13 protein-coding genes and 4 tRNA genes are annotated in these 17900 nt (G+C 27.7%); 8 read left to right on the top strand and 9 right to left on the bottom strand.

Annotated features, from left to right (window positions below):
- Window positions 1–21 precede the first annotated feature (21 nt).
- From mgtA to tsaD, 4 genes are all read left to right on the top strand, one after another.
- A complete protein-coding gene (gene mgtA / locus psc1_RS00515; RefSeq protein ID WP_373375659.1) occupies window positions 22–2664 on the top strand; it encodes a magnesium-translocating P-type ATPase in 2643 nt (880 codons plus the stop codon).
- A gap of 52 nt (window positions 2665–2716) precedes the next feature.
- Window positions 2717–3487: a DNA integrity scanning protein DisA nucleotide-binding domain protein gene (locus tag psc1_RS00510; RefSeq protein ID WP_023161192.1), complete on the top strand. Its 771-nt coding sequence runs from the start codon at window positions 2717–2719 to the stop codon at window positions 3485–3487.
- Window positions 3488–3502: 15 nt separating this feature from the next.
- Window positions 3503–4369 (top strand): DegV family protein, encoded by an 867-nt coding sequence (locus psc1_RS00505; RefSeq protein ID WP_122225499.1) that lies wholly within the window; start codon window positions 3503–3505, stop codon window positions 4367–4369.
- Between the two features lie 726 nt (window positions 4370–5095).
- A complete protein-coding gene (tsaD, locus tag psc1_RS00500) occupies window positions 5096–6082 on the top strand; it encodes a tRNA (adenosine(37)-N6)-threonylcarbamoyltransferase complex transferase subunit TsaD (RefSeq protein WP_023161502.1) in 987 nt (328 codons plus the stop codon).
- A 797-nt stretch (window positions 6083–6879) separates the two neighbouring features.
- On the opposite strand, the gene psc1_RS00495 is transcribed toward tsaD, so the two are convergent.
- From psc1_RS00495 to psc1_RS00455, 9 genes are all read right to left on the bottom strand, one after another.
- On the bottom strand, window positions 6880–7047 hold the full coding sequence (locus tag psc1_RS00495; protein ID WP_023161501.1) for a hypothetical protein: 168 nt from the start codon (window positions 7045–7047) through the stop codon (window positions 6880–6882).
- Between the two features lie 872 nt (window positions 7048–7919).
- On the bottom strand, window positions 7920–9269 hold the full coding sequence (der, locus tag psc1_RS00490; protein WP_023161343.1) for a ribosome biogenesis GTPase Der: 1350 nt from the start codon (window positions 9267–9269) through the stop codon (window positions 7920–7922).
- On the bottom strand, window positions 9259–9942 hold the full coding sequence (gene cmk, locus psc1_RS00485) for a (d)CMP kinase (RefSeq protein WP_023161342.1): 684 nt from the start codon (window positions 9940–9942) through the stop codon (window positions 9259–9261). Before cmk ends, der begins: the two co-directional genes overlap by 11 nt.
- A 23-nt stretch (window positions 9943–9965) precedes the next feature.
- Complete coding sequence (locus psc1_RS00480; RefSeq protein WP_023161341.1) at window positions 9966–10703, bottom strand: pseudouridine synthase; 738 nt, start codon at window positions 10701–10703, stop codon at window positions 9966–9968.
- Between the two features lie 53 nt (window positions 10704–10756).
- Window positions 10757–11623 carry a tRNA pseudouridine(55) synthase TruB gene (gene truB, locus psc1_RS00475; RefSeq protein ID WP_274542048.1) on the bottom strand — a complete coding sequence of 289 codons (867 nt, stop codon included), beginning with the start codon at window positions 11621–11623 and terminating at the stop codon, window positions 10757–10759.
- A gap of 17 nt (window positions 11624–11640) precedes the next feature.
- Window positions 11641–11964, bottom strand: a complete 324-nt coding sequence (gene trxA / locus psc1_RS00470) for a thioredoxin (RefSeq protein ID WP_023161339.1) — start codon at window positions 11962–11964, stop codon at window positions 11641–11643.
- Window positions 11965–12036: 72 nt separating this feature from the next.
- Window positions 12037–14214, bottom strand: a complete 2178-nt coding sequence (locus psc1_RS00465) for an AAA family ATPase (RefSeq protein ID WP_023161338.1) — start codon at window positions 14212–14214, stop codon at window positions 12037–12039.
- Window positions 14215–14593: 379 nt separating this feature from the next.
- A complete protein-coding gene (recA, locus tag psc1_RS00460) occupies window positions 14594–15589 on the bottom strand; it encodes a recombinase RecA (RefSeq protein WP_373375658.1) in 996 nt (331 codons plus the stop codon).
- Between the two features lie 650 nt (window positions 15590–16239).
- On the bottom strand, window positions 16240–16908 hold the full coding sequence (locus tag psc1_RS00455) for a CDP-alcohol phosphatidyltransferase family protein (RefSeq protein ID WP_023161336.1): 669 nt from the start codon (window positions 16906–16908) through the stop codon (window positions 16240–16242).
- A gap of 566 nt (window positions 16909–17474) precedes the next feature.
- On the opposite strand from psc1_RS00455, the gene psc1_RS00450 reads away from it, so the two are divergent.
- From psc1_RS00450 to psc1_RS00435, 4 genes are all read left to right on the top strand, one after another.
- Window positions 17475–17550 (top strand) — tRNA-His (locus psc1_RS00450).
- A gap of 20 nt (window positions 17551–17570) precedes the next feature.
- Window positions 17571–17645: transfer RNA gene (locus tag psc1_RS00445), tRNA-Gln, on the top strand.
- A gap of 27 nt (window positions 17646–17672) precedes the next feature.
- A tRNA-Leu gene (locus psc1_RS00440) sits at window positions 17673–17754 on the top strand.
- A 17-nt stretch (window positions 17755–17771) separates the two neighbouring features.
- Window positions 17772–17846: transfer RNA gene (locus tag psc1_RS00435), tRNA-Trp, on the top strand.
- Window positions 17847–17900: the final 54 nt, after the last annotated feature.

Here is a 17900-nt window from a genome sequence, read left to right as displayed (position 1 = left end):
AAAGGATCATTAATTTATTTTATGAAAAAAAAGAATTTGAAACAAAAAGAGACAGTTAAATTTCTTAAAAAAATAAGTATTCAAAATCATCAAGAAACTTTTCAAACTCTGGGTTCTTCTTGGAAAGGTTTAGATAAAAACAAAATAATTTTACAAAGAAATTTGCATGGCTTGAACCTTTTAACTAAAGAAAATAAAAATAATTTTTTGAAAAAAATAATAGAAATGATTATTACACCCTTTAATCTTGTTTTAATTATTTTAATGGTCGTTTCTTTGATTAATGACGTTATTATTCCACGCAATACAGGAAGTAAAGGTAATTATGTTACTATTATTACTACGTTTATAATGTTTATTAGTTCTTTTTTAGTTCAATTTACTCAAGAAAACAAATATTTAAAAATTACTTCTCAATTACAAAAACTAGTTCAAAACACTACTGCTGTTAAACGCAACAATCAAAAGCAAGAAATTCCTTTAGAAGAAGTTGTTGTAGGAGATCTTATTTTACTTGCTGCAGGAGATATTGTGCCTGCCGATCTTAAATTACTTGAAACTAAAGATTTTTTTGTTAAAACAAGTACTTTTACTGGCGAATCTGAGCCAGTTGAAAAAAAAGCAGAAGCAATTGGACAATACGACAATTTTTTAGAAGATCCAAGATTAGTTTTAACTGGTTCTACAGTTATTTCTGGTTATGCTACAGGGATTGTTGTTCTTGTTGGTAAAGATACTTATTTAGGAAAAATAAATAAAGAAATTAACCAAAAAAAAGGCATTTCTCATTTAGATTCTAATCTTAATCAAATCGCTAAATTATTATTCATATGTATTTTTATGATATTGCCTTTAGTTTTTGGTTTTAATTATTTCAAAGAAAAAAATGATTTTTTACAAACAATTTTATTTACTTTAACAATTGCCTTTGGTTTAACTCCTAAGATGCTTCCTTTGATTATTGCTACTTCTTTTTCTCAAGGAATTGTTGCTTTATCGAAAAAAAAAGTTATTGTTAAAAATTTAAATGCTATTTCTAGTTTTGGTGCTACAAATGTTCTTTTTACTGATAAAACTGGTACTTTAACCGAAGATAAAGTTTTTTTAGAAGACTTTTGTGATTTAAAAGGCAAGCAAAATATACGTGTTTTAAAACATGCTTATTTAAATAGTTTTTTTCAAACTGGATTAAAAAGTTTAATTGATGAAGCTATTATTAAAAAAGTTGATGAATTTTCTTTAGATAATATTACACAAAATTTTATCAAAATTGATGAAATTCCTTTTGATTTCAAAAGAAGAAAAATGAGTATTATCATAGAAGATAAAAACCATAAAAAACAAATGATTACTAAAGGAGCAATTGAAGAAATTTTAAATATTTGTGATTATGTTGAAATTGAAGGCAAAATAGAACCTTTGAATTTAAAAAATAAAAAACTAGTTTTAGACAAAACTGTTGTTTATAATCAAAATGGTATGCGAGTAGTTGGTGTTGCTCAAAAAAATATTTTCCAAAATCAAACACAAATTAAAGAAGAAAAAATGGTACTTATTGGATTACTTACTTTTTTAGATCCAATTAAAAAAAGTTCAATAAAAACTATTGCATCATTTCATCAAAAAGGTATTGTTGTCAAAATTTTAACAGGTGATAATGAGATATTAACTAAAACTATTGCTCAAAAATTACAAATTAATACAACTTATTGTTTGCAAGGACACGTTATTGACCAATTAAATGATGAAACTCTATATGAAGAAGCTCAAAAAACTCATTTATTTATAAAATTATCTCCTGAACAAAAAGCCCGCATTATTTCTCTTTTTAAAAAAAAAGGTAATATAGTTGCTTTTATGGGTGATGGCATTAATGATGCTTTTGCAATGCAAAAAGCTGATGTAAGTATTTGTGTAAATACTGGAGCTGAAATCACTAAAGAAATAGCTGATATTATTCTTTTAGAAAAAGAATTAAACGTTTTAGAACAAGGAATTTTAGAAGGAAGAAAAACTTATACTAACGCAATTAAATATATTAAATTCACTTTGTCTTCTAATTTTGGTAATTCTTTAAGCATTTTATTAGCTAGTTTGTTTTTGCCATTTCAACCAATGTTAGTTTTGCAAGTTTTATTTTTAGATTTAATTTATGATTTAATTTGTTTTTCTATTCCTTTTGATAATGTTGACCAAATATATTTGAAAAAACCTTGTAAGTTTGATTTTAAAAACATTAAAAATTTTATGCTTTGGTTTGGTATTCTTTCTTTTTTTATAGATTTTCTCTTTTTAGTAGGGATGTCTGTTTTAGGAAAAGTAGAAAAAAACGAATCATTATTCCAAACAAGTTGGTTTATTTTTTCAATGTGGTCGCAAACATTAACTCTTTTTTTATTAAGAACAGATAAATTTTTTAACAAAAAGAAACAAAAAAATTTCCCTTCACCATTAATTATTGTTTTTTCTATTTTAGGACTTATTGTTTCTACTTTTTCTCCTTGCATTGAATTAATTCAAAAAGCTCTTAAATTAGATTCTAATTTTTTTAAATCTACAAGCTCTTTTATTTGGTTATTGTTAATCTTTTTATTATTTTTTTATTGCTTAGTTATGACTTGGGCAAAAAAACTTTTTATTAAAAAAAATAAACAATTATTATAGCGATAATTTCATATTCATCAATGAAGTATTTATTTATTGAGAAGGGAAACTTATGAATCTTTTTCCTCTTTTCTTTTTTTTGTTTTTTACCTTAGCTTTTCTAATTTTTAGTTTTTTATTGGTTGAATATCAAATTTTAAAAATGATTTGCTTGTTGTTGTGGTGGGTTTCTTTAGCTTATTTATTACAACAACAACACACCCCCATTTATAGGTTTTTTAAAGACCAATTAAAAATAGATATTTCAGAAAATTTTTACTATTCATTTTTAAATTTTATTTTAACTAGCATTATTATTATTAAAGCCCCTTATTTACGCAATATTTCTAATAATTGGGTCAAATATTGGCACGCCAAAAGAAAAAATGTTTTTATGGGTGGCGATCTTACTCAAAAAGAAATTATTGCAACTGTAATGGAACTTTCTTCCCAAAAAATCGGGGCTTTAATTACAATTGAAAAAAATAACACTTTAGAACAATACGCCCAAAAAGCTATTTTAATTAATGGCGATGTTTCCAAAGAACTTTTATTAAATATTTTTACCCCCAACACCCCCTTGCACGATGGAGCAGTCATTATTCGCGGTGATAAAATTTTATGTGCCGGCGCTTATTTTACCTTGTCTTCGGCTGATGAAAATTTTGACAAAAAAACAGGTTCACGCCACCGCGCCGCTTTAGGCATCAGCGAGATTACTGATAGCATGACTGTTGTTGTGTCGGAAGAAACAGGCAATATTTCGATCGCTTTAGAAGGCATTATGATCAAAATTAACGAAAAAGCCAAATTGCAAGAATATCTTGCTATTTTTATGAATTAAAAAAAGAGGAACTAAATGCAAAAAAGAAAATTTGGAATTGTAGTTGATTCTACTTGTGGAAGTGATTGTGGCAAAAATATCTTTTCAGATATCTCAATAGTCCCTTTAACAATCATTGTTGATAACAAAAGTTATGTTGATGGCACAATTGATAATGAAACCTTACTGGGTTTTATTGACAACAAACAAAAAGTAACTACCAGCCAACCTAATCCGAATCTGTTTATAGAAGCTTTTGAACAACAATTTGCTTTAGGTTATGAACATGTTATTTGTTTAACTTTATCTCATAAATTAAGTGGGACTTTTAATAGTGCTCTTTTAGCCAAAAAGATGTTAAATGAAGATAGAATTACTGTGATTGATACTGAAAATATCGGTCCTGCAGTTATTTTTGCTTTAAAAAGAATTAAATCCTTGCTGATACAAAATCCTAATATAACTCATCAAGCATTAACTTTTCAAATTCAAAAAGACCAAGATCAAGGTTTTTTACTGTGTACAGTAGAAAATTTAAAAATATTAGCCAATAATGGGCGGATTAGTAAATTGAAAGTTATTATCGGCAATCTTTTCAAAATACATCCGATTTTAAAATTTCAAAAAAATGTTTTATCAATTGAGAAAAAAGTTCGCCATTTTACTAAATGTCTCGATTATTTAGTCCAAATAATTTTAAACGAAAAAACAAGCCAACATATTTTGGATATACAAATGATTTATGTCAATGATGACAGTCACGCCCAAGCACTTTTAACTAAAATTAACGCTTTAGGTGATCCACAAATTAAAACATCGCTTTATGGAAAAATTTCTCCTGTGGTAGCAGCCCACATTGGGTATAAAGGTTTTGGTTTATATCTTAATAAAATTAATATTTAACAATAAACCTTTATTTATTTGATTTTTAATGCTTTTGAAGTTACAATAAAATTATAATTATTTTTTTAGTTACATTTAAATATGAACATATTTCATGATTTTAGAAAAGAAAAGTAAATATCTATATCTATAAACTCTAAGAAAAAAAATTATATCATATGTTTTATTTTGTTACTATTTTTATTAATCGCAATCATTTCTTACGTTCTTACGTTTTAGAAAATTATTGCAAAATGTCAATGCAAAATAATTTTAAAACCAAAATAACTTCCTCACTACAATAACTTTGTCAGACAAAAGAAATACTGTTAGTAACATGCAAAAATTTTTAGTTCAAATAAATTCAACTTATTTGTTGACAGAAGAACAAATTTATAGAATTAGTTTTGAATAAGACGTTATTTTAAAAACATAAAATAATAAAACTAAATTTACAAAAGATAAAAATTCTAAATTAATAATTTAACTCTTAATTTCTTAGAAGACCTTAAATTCTCCAAGGATGATTTAAAATCAGAAGTTTAAACATCATTACAATATTAGTTGCTGCTTTTATAGAAAAAAATGTTTTTTCGTTAAACCTTAAAATAAAAAGACATTCAGATGAAATATGGATTAGAAAAAATGGTAATTGATATTAATTTTTGATCTTGCACTTTTAAGACCGTGTTACGTGGTCTTTTTGAAATAATAAACTAGCTTTATGATAGTTTAAAAAGGATTTGTATGATTATTTTATCGATTGAAACCAGTTGTGATGAAACTAGTGTAGCTATCACTCAAAATGGCAAAAAAGTGTTATCAAATGTAGTTTTTTCCCAAATTAAATATCATCAAATATTTGGTGGGGTTGTTCCTGAAATAGCTTCTCGAAAGCATATTGAATTAATGACTTTAATTTTGGAAAAAGCTTTAAAAGAAGCTCAGATTCAACCGCAAGCAATTGATTTGGTAGCAGTGACTCAAGGACCTGGTTTGATAGGTTCTTTATTGGTTGGCATTAACGCTGCAAATGTTTTCGCTTACACTCACCAATTACCCCTTTTAGGCGTTAATCATTTGTTAGGACACATTTATGCAGCCCAAATTGAGCACCAAATTAAACCGAATTCATTAGTCCTTTTAGTTTCAGGTGGGCATACCGAATTACTTTATTTCAAAGATCATTGTCAAATCAAATTATTGGGGACAACTTTAGATGATGCTGTCGGTGAAGTGTATGATAAAATCGCCAAAATACTAAACTTACCTTATCCTGGCGGATCTGTAGTTGATCATTTAGCTCAAACAGGGACAGATACTTATCATTTGGTCAGACCTTATTTGAAAAATCATAACTTAAATTTTAGTTTTTCTGGTTTAAAAAGCACTTTAGTGAATTTAGTGATGAAACAACCCTTTCAAAATCTTAATATCCCTGATATATGTGCTTCTTTTCAAGCTAGTGTAGTAGATGTTTTATTTCAAAAAACCCAACGAGCTTTAAAGCGTTACCCAGTGTCGCAATTAATTGTAACTGGCGGAGTGGCCGCTAATTTTAGTTTAAGAAAAAAATTTAAAACTGGATTTTCTGATTTAGAAGTAATTTTCCCTAGTGCTCAATATTGTACTGATCAGGCAGCCATGATAGGGATTGCTGCTTATTATCAAAATAAAATTACTAAAGCTTCAAAAAAATACGATTTAACAGCTTTAACTAATTTAACCTTTTAACTTATTTTAATTATTTTGTTGCAGATCATAAAATACTAAGGAGACTCTCTTCAAAACATGTCTTTTTAGTTTGCTACATTTTCAAATAAATTTCAGAAACTAGCCAATATTGGGGTTTATAGTGAAATTAGAAATGCATTCATTATACAAAGTAAATATTTCTAAAATCAAGACTAGTTAAAAGCTGGTCTTTTTTTTGTTTATTGAATTTATTTGAATCATGAAATTATTACAATATAACAGACTTGTTTTGAATAAAAAGTAAAAAACAAACTAATAAAAAGTTGTTAAAATGCTGTCAGAAAAGCAAACGCTATATAACCACTACAAAAACAACTCTATCAAGTAAAATTATATTATAATATACAATTCAAGATATGTCTGATAATACACTTTTTGAGTTTTGTCTTTTAAACACACCAAAGATAGTGATTACAACAAAAATATGAAAAATGGCTACAAAAAATTAAAATTAAACATTTAATAAAGTAACTTAATTTTGTTTTTAAGTTTTATTTTCTTGAAGGTTTCAACTTTTCAACTTATAAAGTTCGTCTTTGGTTAGATTAAATTATTAAGTAGTTAAAAAATCATTATCCACAAAATAAAAAATAATAAATACAAGCGATAATTTATTACATCTTTCTCAAATAAATAGGAAAAATTTTATCAAATTTATGCCAATTTTCTTTTTGGAAAAAATATTGATATATAACTTCATTAGGGGATGATGCATCGAGTTGGAAAATGATCTACAAAGAGCAAAGAGGGATTTGGCGATGATGTCGCTAAGGTAATTATTTTATTGATAATTTTGTTAAAGTTTCTGATTTTACCCAGCCGTATTTGTCAATAATGAAATTTAAAACTTTTATGCGACTATTAGTTAATGTTTGTATTTTAGTATAATCAATAGGGAAAGTAATAATTTCATCAGGATCGCTACATCTTAAAATATTACACAAATTTTTAAAGACATAACTTTTTGATCAAACTTCAACTTGGTTTGCTACTAACAATTATCCAAATTCTACTAAAATGTTTAGCGTGAGCATAATATAATAATTTATACAATTTCCAACGATTAACTTCAATTTTTTAAATCAGATAATTAGCAACAATAGTCCAGATTTTGCCGTTAGATTGGTAGATTGGGTTTCTCTGGTTTTTTTGGTCTATATTTGGGTTGATGAATTATTAGCCGAAAAAAAATTATGCCATCATTTGTTGTGTTTTGGGATGTTATAAAAAATTGTAAATGTTTTAGACGCATTTTTAATAGGCTATTTTTTTATTTTTTTATATTTTAAACAAAAATTCAATAAGTTCGGGAAAAAAAGATAAAACAATTATTACTTTCATATTATAAGACACAATATTTCCTAAAAGGTTACCAATTTTTTTCATTTTTTACACAACTGTGTTAAAAAATTTTTGATAGAGTTTTGGATGATTGTTGAAAAATCATTTATTTAAAATGCCTTTTTTTTCTTAAAAACACAAAAAGACTAGTTGCAAAAACTAGCCTATTTAAGTATTAAAAATTAATTTATTTATAATTTTTTATAATAGTGTAGACGAAAGTCTGCAAAGTTCGTTGGAAAGCGTAGTGCTTGGAAACTTGCCCGCACGGTTTGGACGGAAGCAGATTATAGTATATATAACAAAAACACAAATCCCATCATTGAGGCGTAATTTATCTATTCGTATTTGAATATGACCTATTGCATTATTATAGCATTCAAAAAAACAATTAATGGTAAAATTTTTATATTTTCCAAGTTGTTTTAATGGTTTAAAATATAAAAACACCTTAATTGTTATAGTTTTTGAATGATTATGTTTTTTTATGGAAAATAAGTTTCAAAGGGGTTCCCTCTAAAGAAAGGTTTTGACGGAATTGATTTTTTAAAAACCTTTCATAAGAAAAGTGAATATATTTTGGATCATTGACGAAACAAAGAAATTCAGGCGCCTTACTTTTGATTTGAAAAATATATTGAAATTTAGCTTTTCCTTGGTTAAAAAAAGTAGGAGGAGTCGTAAGGGTTGCTTCTTGCAAAATATTGTTCAAAAGGCCGGTGTTAAACGTTCTTTGATAATTGCTAAAAACTCTTTTTAAAATAGCAAAGATTGATTGAATACGGTTTTTCTTTAAGGCTGATAAAAAAATAACTGGAGCATATGATAAAAAAATAAATTCCTTGCGGATATTTTCTTCAAATTTCTTCATGGTGTTAGTTTGTTTGGGAATTAAATCCCATTTGTTGACAATAATAAGACATGCTTTGTGATGTTCTAAAATAAAACCAGCAATATTTTTGTCTTGCTCTAAAATGCCAGCTTGAGCATCGATTACTAAGCAAGCAATATCACACTTATCTAAAGCCCCTAAAGCTCTTAAAACACTATATTTATCTTCTTGTTCATATATTTTTCCTCTTTTTTTAATGCCGGCAGTATCAATAATTTGATACTTTTGTCCTTCGTTTTCAAAAAAAGTATCAACAGCATCGGTAGTAGTGCCTTCGATATCGGAAACAACCATTCTTTGGAAAGTTAAAAGAGAATTGGTAAGAGTTGATTTACCAACATTGGGGCGTCCCACAACACAAAATTTAATAAGGTTATTTTTTGTTTCTTCTACTGTTTTATTTGTGTTTTGGGCAATGAGGTTAGTAGTTGTATTAGGGTGATTGCGATAATGGAAAATAATTTTATCTAAAAGATCACCAATTCCGATTCCGTGATGAGCGCTGATAGGAAAAAAAGCGTCAAAACCTAGGGCATAAAATTCGTAAGTATTGGATAATAAATCATGATTATCAATTTTATTGATAGCTAAAAGGACTGGTTTTTTAGTTTTATATAAAATTTTAGATAAATAACTATCACTTTCAGTCAAGCCAATTTGTCCATCTACTACAAATATGATTACATCAGCTTCATCTAAAGCTAATTGGGCTTGTTGCTTGATTTGTTCTAAAAAAGGGATATCTTTCATTTCAATCCCGCCTGTATCAATCACATCAAAAACCTGAGTTAACCATTCGGCACGAGCATAAATCCGATCGCGAGTAATGCCTGCTTTGTGATGGGTAATCGCTTGTCTTTTGCCAACAATACGATTGAAAAGGCTTGATTTTCCGACATTAGGACGACCTAAGATAGCTATTTTAAACGACATTAGAAACTTCTTTGCAACTTCTTTGTTGAATCAAAGAGCTGATTTTTAAAACCACTTCATCAATTGATAATTCAGTAGTGTCTAACAAAACCGCATCTGTTGCTCTTGACAAAGGAGAAAGTAGACGATGATAATCTTGGTGGTCGCGTTGTTTTAATTGTTCAATGATTTCTTGTATTTCAACAACTTTACCTTTTTTGTGAGCCTCGGCTTGGTTTCTTAAAGCTCTTTTGGTGATGTTGGCGGTTAAAAAAATCTTTAAATTTGCATCAGGGATAACAACAGTGCCGATATCTCTTCCATCCATAATTAAATAAGGGAAATGTTTGCAAATTTCTTTTTGTAAAGCCAATAATTTATCTCTAACTGTTTTAATTGTGGCAACCAAAGCAACGTTTTTTTCGACAACAGAATTTTTTATTTTTAAAGAAACATCTTGTTGGTTTAAAAAAATTTTATTATCAACATAAGAAATATGAACTTTATCTAAGGTTTGACTCAAAAGATGCTCATTTTGCAACGGAATTTTGTTTTCTATTAAATATAAAGTTAAAGCACGAAACATAGCTCCTGTGTCAATATGATTCCAACCTAATTTTTGCGATAGTTTTTGACTAACAGTACTCTTTCCAGCGCCAGCAGGACCATCGATGGCTAATTTAAAATTTTGCATATGAAATATTAACTCCTTAAAAATCATTTTTGCTTTTGATTGGTTAAAGTTTTTAATTTTTTGATTTCGTTAATCTTTAATAGTCGATAATCGCCAGTTTTTAATCCTTTAATAGTTAAGAAAGAATAGCGATAACGTTTTAATTTCAAAACTTTATGTCCTAAAGCTTCCATCATTTTTCGGATTTGGCGATTTTTTCCTTCGGTGATAACTATTTTTAGCCAAGTCGAAGGTTGGGGAAGACGACGATGTTTTAAAATAAGGACTTCTTGGGGGATGGACAAATAATTTTTATCAATTAGAATACCTTTGCGAAAAACAGCAAGATCTTTGTTGGATAAAAAAGCATTAATTTTAACATGATATTCTTTTTGGACATCAAAAAAAGGATGAGTTAATTTTTGAGTTAGATCGCCATCATTTGTAATTAAAAGTAGTCCGGTGGTATTAAAATCTAAGCGTCCGACAGGATATAACCTTTGAGTTTTTGCCTCTATGATCAAATCAAGGACAGTCTGTCTAGTTTTATTATCTTTGGCGGTCGAAAGGTAGCCTTGGGGTTTGTTGAGTAAATAATAAAATAAAGGTGTTTTAGTAATCAGGGTATTATCTACAGTAATAACATCAGAAGGACTAACTTTAGTGCCTAATTCATAAACTATTTGATTGTTGACTTTAACTCTTTTTTGCAAAATTAAAGTTTCTGCTTTTCTTCTAGAAACTAGATTAGCGGCGGCTAAAACTTTTTGTAATCTTTCCATAAAAAATGTCTAAAACTTCCTTTTTTGTTTTTGCAACACCCCAACTGTCAAACTTAAAAAAAATAACGTGGATAATATTTGTTTTTTTCGAACACATCATAATAAGCAATAAAATTATGATTACTATCTTGCACAATAAAAGGTTTTTCGGTAATGCATTGTCTGTGGTCTAAATAAATGCCATTTTTAACTAATTTAATCAAATAATTATTTAAAATAATTTTATCACAAGTAGCAAAAAAAGAAATATCTTCGACTAAATCATCTAAAGTTAATGCGTCAATTGTTTTTGTTAATTGTTTTGAATAAGAGCCAATAGCAATCCGTTGTAAAGACGAAAGGGCGCCGAAAGTATTCATCTTTGAGGCTATATCTTGAGCTAAACTACGGATATAAGTTCCCTTAGAAACACGAGTTATAAAAGAAATTTGATTATCTTTTAGATTAGATTGAGCTTCTAAATGGTGAATAGTAACTTCTTTAGGGGGTAAAGTTATGGTTTGATTTTTTCTGGCTAAATGATACATTTTTTGCCCATTAACCTTAACGGCTGAAAACATCGGGGGGGTTTGCAAATATGTTTGTTGATGAAAGCAAGCAAAACTATTTTGTATTAATTGTTCGTTTAAAACTATGTTTGTAGTATCTATTAATTTTCCTGTCACATCTAAAGTGTCATATTTTTGGTTAAAAACAAAAACTCCTTGATAAGTTTTATCCAGATGATCAAACAAAAAAGCTAATTTGGTGGCTTTACCGATACAAATAATCAAAAGCCCGGAAGCTAAGGGGTCGAGTGTACCTGTGTGACCAACTTTATCGAGGTTAAATTTTTTTTTAATTTGCCATACTACATCATGCGAGGTCATGTTAGATTTTTTGTGGACGAAAAAAAAACCACTCTTTTTAGTTGGAGACAAGATATTGTCAGCAACCATTATTTATGGGCTTTTAAAAAGGACAATAATGCTGGTTTTTCTAAAAAGCCAACTTGTCTGGCTACTTCTTGTTGGTTTTTGTATAAAACAAGAGTTGGAAAATGAGTAACTTGATGATCGATAGCTAATTGTCTAAATTCATCAATATCTACTTTGGCAATAACAACACCCTGTTCTGATTGTGATAATTCATTTAAAATAGGGGCTAATTTACGACATGGACCACACCAATTGGCAAAAAAATCAACTAAAACTAACCCTTTTTGGTTAATAAAATCTTTAAAATCTTGTCCTTGGTAGTTAATAATTTTATTTGTTGACATTTAATAAACTCCTTCTTTTATTCTTACAATTTATTATAACTCAAAAAGACGATAAATGAATAAATAATTTTTTTAATCTTTTTGTTGCTGGTTATCAAAAAGATTTTCTTTTGAATTTTTCAATTGTTTTCTAAGACGTTTAATGTTTAGACAGCCATAAAGCAAAAAAACAAAGGAAGATAAAAACAAAATGAGTTTGAAAAAGAAATTTATCCAATCGAAATGTGGTTCTTCAATAAGTGTAAAATCTTTGACTTTCAGATTAGTGATTTTTTGATCAAAAGTATTTTGTGATAAAGGTTTGAGTTTGCAATAAAAAAATTGACCGTTTTTGTCAATTATTTTAACAAAATGATAAAGTCCTTCTAGCCAACTGTTTTTAACGGTATAAGAAATATTTTTAATTTCATAATTATCAATTTTATGAAATAATTCGGCAACAGGGAGGTACGTTTTGTCTGAATTGAATAAAGATAAAAGTAAGTTATGTGGTTGATAAGAAGAAGAAAACATTATTAAAGCAATTGCTAAACTTAATAAATTCAAAATTAAAAAAATTAAGTATTTGTTAGCTAATAACGAAAATATTGAAACATCTAAAAACCAATAAATAACTTTAATGATTGCTATAATTGAGGTTAAAACTAGAAAAATCAAAACAAAAGTCAGAATAAAGGTAAAAAAGTTTTTAGAATCTTGATTTTCAATCACCAACGCGTTATCTTGAATATTTTTATTTTTCAAAAAATTTCTTATGTCTTCAACTGGTATAAATTCTTGGGTTTTTAAAAACTTTGCCAAATCTTTGATTAAATCTTGGTTTAAACTCACCAAAGCCTTGGCGTCGCTATAACACTTTTTTAAAATGTCTTTTTGAAATTCTTCTTTATCTTTGGATGAAACTGCTTTGTAGGCAAAAAAATGGGTTAACTCTGCAGCAATTTTTAAAGCTTCTTTAAAATCAGAGCAAGTTTCGTTGATAGGTTTTTTACAAATAACTTCTTCGGCGGCTTTGCCTGACAAAAGTACTGTAATTCTTTGAAATAAATCATCTTGAAAGGTTAGATAAGAAGAATTTGGTTGAGGAGCTAAAAATAAAAATTTATCACTTTCACGAGGAATTAAAGAAACAGAGCTAAGAAAATGCGACTTTTTTATTTGTGTGATAATTAACTTAGCGGCTTGATGGGTTGCAATGATTTCTTTAGTTTCTAGATCATATGTTTGATCTTTTTTACGAATTCCTAACAAACAATTATCTTTTGCTTCGATGATAGTATGCATGTCAATCGGAGACTGTTGGTTATTTGGGTTTTTAGTTAAATTTAAAAAAGCAGCTTCTTCAATGATCGCTTTTAATTGGGCAGCACTCATCCCTGGGGTTTCTTGGGCTAATTGCAAAAAATCAAAATTAAAGTTTTTACCTTGAGCGTATGACTTTAAGATAGCTTGCCGCATGTTTAAATCAGGCAGATCGATTTTAACTAAATAATCAAATCTACCGGGACGAATTAAGGCAGAATCAAGGATTTCAAAACGATTAGTGGCGGCAATAATAACAACAGGAGGTTTGCCATCAATTATATTTTGCTTAGTTTTAATCCCATCTAAAGCAGCCAAAAGGGCAATTAAAATCTCTTTTTCTTTTGGATTAAATTCGTTTCTGGTAGCTCCAAAAGAATCGATTTCATCAATAAAAATCACACTTCCTTTTGGATTTTTTTCTTTGTCGGTAGCTTCATTAAATAAATCTTTAATTTTTTTTGCACTATCACCGTGAATTCTTTGTAAAAAATCAGTACCGACAAAAGAATAAAAGGGAACATTAGCTTCACCTGCAAAAGCTTGAGCTAAAAAAGTTTTTCCAGTTCCAGGAGGTCCATAAAATAAAATTCCTTTAGGAATAGAAATATTATGGGTTTTATATTTTTCAGGGTTTTTAAAAAAATCGATAAAACGTTGTAATAATTCTTTTTCGGCTTTCATCCCTGACACTTGATCAAATTTAACACTAAATTCAATACGATTATAAGTAACATCATTTTTTTTAATTGGTGGTTTTTGATTTTTTTTATCATTATTAACAAAGCAAGTTTCGGGTTGATAAAAGGAAAGAGGAAAATATGATTTAGTTTTGGAGTTATTTTTTATTTGCCAAAGAATAATTAATAAAAAACTTCCCAAAAGAAAACTAAAAAATAAGAAAAAAAAATTTCTAAAACTAATAATTTTTTTAACTTTGAAAAACATTTTTATCACCATCGCTTTTAATAAAATTACAATCAATAATAATTTTTTTTGTTAGAAAAGATGAATTTCAAAAAAAGTTAAGTTTTATAAAGAAAAGATAAAAAAATCAAAATTAAATAAAAAAATAAAAGTTAGTTAGATAAAAAAATCAGTAATAAAAGAAAGTAAGAATTAACGGTAAAATTTGTTATCGTTTTTATGGCTTTTGCAAAAAAACCAAGGAAAAAAATGACAAACAAAAAAAGTTGTTAATAAAAAAACCGAAGCTAAATTTTTTTTGTACCATTTAAAAAAATATTAAAAAAATATCATCCAAATAAGCAATTTAATTTTTTGATGTTATAAAAAACTTGTTTAGAAAGTTTTAAAAACCAAAAATTTATTTTTTAAAAATATCGTATTGTTTTTTTATTTCATTTAATAAATGATGATAGATTTTGAGATTGCTGATGAGATATTTTTTAGCGTTTTCGTTGCCTTGACCAATTTTTTCTCCTTTATAACTATACCAAGAACCTGATTTTTGGATTAAGTTTAATTGGGTAGCAATTTCTAAAATTTCTCCAGCTTTAGAAATTCCTTTACCATAAATAATATCAACTATGGCAGTTTTTAACGGAGGAGCTAATTTAGATTTAAGAACTTTAATTTTAGAACGAATGCCGATCATTTCGCCGTTTTCTTTGATAACTTCTGTTTTGCGAATATCTAACCTAACAGAGGCAAAAAATTTTAAAGCTTTTCCGCCAGGAGTAGTTTCAGGATTGCCAAAAATGACGCCGGTTTTTTCTCTTAACTGGTTAATATAAATGACAACTGTGTTGGTTTTGGAAACAATACCTGATTGTTTGCGCATTGCTTGTCCCATCATTCTAGCTTGCAAACCGATATAATTACTGCCCATATCGCCTGATAGTTCAGCTTCAGAAACTAAAGCTGCCACCGAATCGATCACTAACAAACTAATACTACCGGAAGAAATTAATTTTAAAGCAATATCTAAGGCTTGTTCGCCTGAGTTTGGTTGTGATAAGTAAAGATTATTGATATCAACTCCGATAGCTTTTGCATAAGTAGGGTCTAAGGCGTGTTCGGCATCGATGAAAGCTACGTTTCCACCAGCTTTTTGGGCTTCAGCGATAGCGTGCAAAGTTAAGGTGGTTTTACCTGAACTTTCAGGTCCAAAAAGTTCAATAATACGACCTTTAGCGTAACCACCAACTCCTAAAGCGATATCAAGTAACAAAGAGCCGGTCGAAATAACTTCAATTCCTTTGGTAGCTTCATCGTTTAACTTCATGATACTACCTTTACCAAATTTTTTTTCAATTTCTTTGATGGTTTCTTCTAAATGTTTTTTAGAATTATTTTGCATATTTTACTTTTTCCTTTGAACTTTTTTAACACTAGTAAGATAAAAAATATCAAAACTATTCATTTTTTTGAATAAAAAGAAATTATTGATGACAAAAATAAATAATATCATATATCAAAAAGATTAAAGAAGAAAATCATTATATTAAAAACAAATATTACTTTATTTAAAATTATAACATAAAAAAAGACAAATACAAACATTAAAAAAATCAAAAAGAGGGTTAAAAAATATTTTTTAGGATTTGATTTTATAAAATTTGTTTGAACCTAAAAAAATTAATTTTTGGGTTTCAAGAGTATTAGATTTTGCCTGAATATTAATTTTTTGATTTTTTTGCTAGTTTTGATAAATTTAAATTTCAACTTGTAAAAATAAAAAATAACAGGCTCAAATAAAAAAAATAGGGATAAGGGACAAAAATGTTTGCGCCACTTATTTTTTGGTTATTTTGTACGCTATTTTGAGAATTAAGTTATTTTATGAAATAAACAATTATAAAATAACTTCAAGAAGTAATATATTTTGAATAATGAGTATCTTTATGATCATTTGATTGATGATAAGTAACTTTTTTAACTAATATTTAATTTTTTCAGTTCTTAATGATGATTTTGGCAAAACCAATTAAAAAAAGATTTCGTTTTCCATCATTCAGGAGAAAAATTTTTAACAATGATTTTATAATTTTTAAAAAAATAATCAATCCCAGAGATAATGGTTAAAATAATAGCTAAAAGTAAAAAAACATTTCCGCTTGAGTTTAAAATATTAAATGTTTGTTTAATAATTGAAAGTGATTCTGAATTTAAATCTGATAAAAAAGGTAAATATAAACCAAAAAAGAGACAAAAAATAGCTAAAAAAGTAAATATTGTTTTTAATTTTCCCCAAAAAGAAGCAGCTATGACAAAACCTTTGTCAGAAGTCAATAAACGAATACCGGTTACTAAAAACTCCCTAATTACAATAATCATCACAATCATAGGGAGAAATTTTTTATCAATTGTGAATGGGAGAGGTTCTATTTTTGGTGATGGTTGCTGAGCTTTAAATTGACAAAGACAAAAATAAAAAAGAGCAATAATAACTAATAATTTATCAGCGATTGGATCAAAAAATTTACCAAAAACTGTTTGTTGTTGGTATTTTCTAGCAATATAACCATCAAAATAATCAGTAATAGCAGCTAATAAAAAAATAATTTGAAAAGCTAGAATAAAACGCCATTCATTTTTTTCTAAACACATTAAAGGCAAGAGGAAAAAAATCAAAACAATTCGAAAAACGGTAATTAAATTAGCCACCAAACGGAACACATCAAACCTACTTCCAAATATTTGTTAGAATATATAACCACTTATTTTAGTATTTTTAAACCTAAAAAATGTTTTTTTAAACGTAATTCCAAAACCGCCCTTATTGCAAAAAAACATTGAAGTTGATAAAATAAACTATAAAGCAAAAAAATATGCTATAATATTTTCCATATACTATTTTTATTATACCAATTATTAATCAATAAAAAAATAAAATCTTAATTTTTTTAATCAATAAAAAAATACACCGACGTCAAAAATGAAAAGTGTCAGTAATTATTTGAATAAAAAAATAAAAAATTAATAAATATTTTAAAAAAGCTAAAAAGCAAGTAAATTAAAGCTATTGGCAATTAAAAAAGTGAATTTTGTAGGATTCAAATTATTTATTTCAAAAAAATAATTAGAAAAATATTACAATTGCCAATTTTAAAATTAGTACCCTTATTTTAATTTTATATAAATATGAATAAAATTTTGGAAAAAAAGTTTTTCTAAAGTTCTTTTTTGTTTTACAAATTTATAATTTCAAGGTATAATATTTTATGTTGTTAAATTATTAGTTGGCGGTTGTGGCGAAGTGGTTAACGCGGCGGCTTGTGGCGCCGATATGCGTGGGTTCGATTCCCATCAGCCGCCCCAACAACAATAAATTAAAATTAAGGCCCATAGCCAAGTGGTAAGGCAACGGACTTTGACTCCGTGATTCGTTGGTTCAAATCCAGCTGGGTCTGCCATTTTTTTAATCAATAAAAAATTTAAAAGCGGGTGTGGCGGAATGGTAGACGCACTAGATTTAGGATCTAGCGCTTTAGCGTGCAGGTTCAAATCCTGTTACCCGTACCAATAAAACCATTTCATTCAGGGATATGATGTTAATGGTAGCATAACGGTCTCCAAAACCGCTCGTTCGGGTTCGAATCCTGATATCCCTGCCATTTAAATTAATCTTTTTGAAAACACAGATAAAATTTATTTTTACTAAAAGAAAG

Source organism: Candidatus Phytoplasma solani (assembly GCF_041729705.1).
Taxonomy (GTDB): Bacteria; Bacillota_I; Bacilli_A; order Acholeplasmatales; family Acholeplasmataceae; genus Phytoplasma; species Phytoplasma solani.
This window is presented reverse-complemented; position numbering and strand designations above follow the sequence as displayed.

What these genes read in the sequence shown, in the direction of transcription:
- mgtA (WP_373375659.1), top strand. Translation starts at nt 22, where the DNA reads ATGAAAAAAAAGAATTTGAAACAAAAAGAGACAGTTAAATTTCTTAAA.
- psc1_RS00510 (WP_023161192.1), top strand. Translation starts at nt 2,717, where the DNA reads ATGAATCTTTTTCCTCTTTTCTTTTTTTTGTTTTTTACCTTAGCTTTT.
- psc1_RS00505 (WP_122225499.1), top strand. Translation starts at nt 3,503, where the DNA reads ATGCAAAAAAGAAAATTTGGAATTGTAGTTGATTCTACTTGTGGAAGT.
- tsaD (WP_023161502.1), top strand. Translation starts at nt 5,096, where the DNA reads ATGATTATTTTATCGATTGAAACCAGTTGTGATGAAACTAGTGTAGCT.
- der (WP_023161343.1), bottom strand. Translation starts at nt 9,269, where the DNA reads ATGTCGTTTAAAATAGCTATCTTAGGTCGTCCTAATGTCGGAAAATCA.
- cmk (WP_023161342.1), bottom strand. Translation starts at nt 9,942, where the DNA reads ATGCAAAATTTTAAATTAGCCATCGATGGTCCTGCTGGCGCTGGAAAG.
- psc1_RS00480 (WP_023161341.1), bottom strand. Translation starts at nt 10,703, where the DNA reads ATGGAAAGATTACAAAAAGTTTTAGCCGCCGCTAATCTAGTTTCTAGA.
- trxA (WP_023161339.1), bottom strand. Translation starts at nt 11,964, where the DNA reads ATGTCAACAAATAAAATTATTAACTACCAAGGACAAGATTTTAAAGAT.
- psc1_RS00465 (WP_023161338.1), bottom strand. Translation starts at nt 14,214, where the DNA reads ATGTTTTTCAAAGTTAAAAAAATTATTAGTTTTAGAAATTTTTTTTTC.
- recA (WP_373375658.1), bottom strand. Translation starts at nt 15,589, where the DNA reads ATGCAAAATAATTCTAAAAAACATTTAGAAGAAACCATCAAAGAAATT.